This is a genomic window from Streptomyces sp. SolWspMP-5a-2, from assembly GCF_900091845.1.
GTDB lineage: Bacteria > Actinomycetota > Actinomycetes > Streptomycetales > Streptomycetaceae > Streptomyces > Streptomyces doudnae.
The window spans coordinates 1-2,071 of sequence record NZ_FMCI01000239.1; the positions used below are offsets into that span (position 1 = coordinate 1).

Annotated in this window: 2 protein-coding genes; both read left to right on the plus strand. The window is 69.1% G+C overall.

The features are described 5' to 3' along the window. Window positions 1-117 precede the first annotated feature (117 nt). Entirely contained in the window at window positions 118-594 is a 477-nt protein-coding gene (locus GA0115242_RS23510) for a hypothetical protein (RefSeq protein ID WP_093831637.1), read from the plus strand. Between the two features lie 11 nt (window positions 595-605). Next, window positions 606-2,071, plus strand: a 1,466-nt coding sequence (locus tag GA0115242_RS23515) for an NB-ARC domain-containing protein (RefSeq protein WP_237549264.1), incomplete at its 3' end; no start/stop codon positions are given.

Sequence of the window (2,071 nt, forward strand, 5' to 3'; positions counted from 1 at the left end):
GTCGTTGGCGAAGTGGGGCGCGAGACTAGGCACCGGTCACGCTGCAAGTGGTTGATGGATTTGATGCCCGTGTTTGTGACTGTCCCGCTACGCTCTGCATGAGCGACAGGGGGCGGTATGACGGGTGTTGAGATCGCGGTCGGCTACGTGTTCGCGTGGGCGGTACGCAAGGCCCGCCGGGTGGCGGGACGGGCTGATGCCGAAGTGGATCTGGCTCTCGACGGGGCGATGGATCGCGTGCACGGGGTTGTGGTCCGGCGGCTGGGCGCTGACCCGGAGCTGGAGAGGCTGGAGGCGGAGGCGGAGGCCGGCCAGGACGAGCCGAGTGCTCTGACCCGGCAGCGCGTTGAGGCCGCTGTCTCCCGGGCTGCAGAGCAGAACGCCGGTTTCGCGCGGGAGCTGAATGAGGCGGTGGCTGCGGTTCAGAAGGCCGCGACGGCGGCGGGCGGCGCGGTGGCCGGTGCTTACGGGCTGGCGGTGGGCGGTGACCTGTCGGTGAAGGCGGAGGGAGGGTCCTTCGCGGCGGGTGTGGCCAACATCCGGGATGGGGTGCGGCTGGGAAACCCTCAGCAGCCGGGTACGGACCGGTCCTGACCGAGCCCGGCATGCAAGACACCCCGGCACCGGGCGTGCAGGCCAGCAACGGTTCACTCGCCGCGCGGGACTTCCGGGCCCGCGACGTCTATTTCGGTGATTCCCGGTCCGCTCCTGAACCTGCCGCAGTCACGGTGGCGCCGCCGCTGGGCCTGCGCGATCCACAGTGCCCCCTGCGGGGCCGCGATGCACTGATCGAGCAGCTGGAGTCTTCGCTGTCCGTTCCGGCAAGCCCGCGGATGCAGGTGCTGTACGGGATGGGCGGTGCCGGGAAGACTGCGATCGCTCTGGAGGTGGTTCACCGGCGGCTTTGCCTCGCACAGCAGGTGTGGTGGGTCGACGCAGGCCAGCACACCACTCTTGAGGCTGGTTTGCGGGCTGTGGCCCGGCAGGCCGGCGCATCCGACGAGCAAGTGCGAGCCGGTGACGCTGCGGACGTGCTCTGGTCGTATCTGGCACGGTACGAGCGTCCTTGGCTGCTGGTGGTGGACAACGCGGACGAGCCGGCGCTGCTAGACGGTGCCGGAAGACTGAGCGAGGGAACCGGCTGGATCCGGCTGCCCGCCAACAATGCTGGCAGCGTCCTGGTGACCACCCGAGACAGCACCCCACACACGTGGGGCAGCGCCTGCATCCTGCATACGGTGAGCCCTCTGACCGGCGACGACCTCGCGGACGCTGCACAGATTCTGCGTGACCACGCGGGCACCATGGCGGGCCCCCCGGATGATGCCCGACGCCTGGCCCAACGCCTGGGAGGGCTCCCCCTGGCCCTCCGGCTCGCCGGCACCTACCTCGCCGACGCCAACAGAGTGCCGGCCGCCTACCGCGAGCCCGGCACGCCCGTGTACTTCGACTCCTATCATGCCGCGCTGGACCGCGGCCTTGCACTCGTGGACCGGGGCAACGTCATCGCGCAGGCCTGGGCCATGTCCTTGGAGCTGCTGGAGCAACGCGGCATGCCCCTGGCCCGGCCCCTGCTGCGACTGATCGCTACGTTTGCCGATGCCCCACTGCCGTACACCCTGCTTCTGACCCCGCAAACGCTGGCTTCCGCTGGGGAGCTAGCGAGTCTCGACGGGCCTGGCGTGTGGAGGCTGCTTACGGCCCTGGCTGGTCTCGGCCTGGTCGACCTCTCACCGGCAGGGGGCTCCGATGCGTTGCCGACGCTGCGCGTACATCCGCTGGTCCGTGATGCAAGTCTTGACCACGCTGCACTCGGTGCGGCCGTCACTGCCCTGCACAGCGCGGCGTTCGCGCACGAAAGAGCTGTACCGGAGGAACCGGACTATTGGGATCACTGGCGGCTCCTGCAACCCCATGCCCTTGACCTCTTCCATCGAGCCACGGCCACCGAATCACCGGATCAGACAATCCACAGCGCCGGGCGCACGGCCATTCTCGCTGCCCGATACTTGCTGGTCAGGGGTCTGTACGGCCGGGCGCGCAGCGAGTTCGAGGCCATCCTCACCCACGT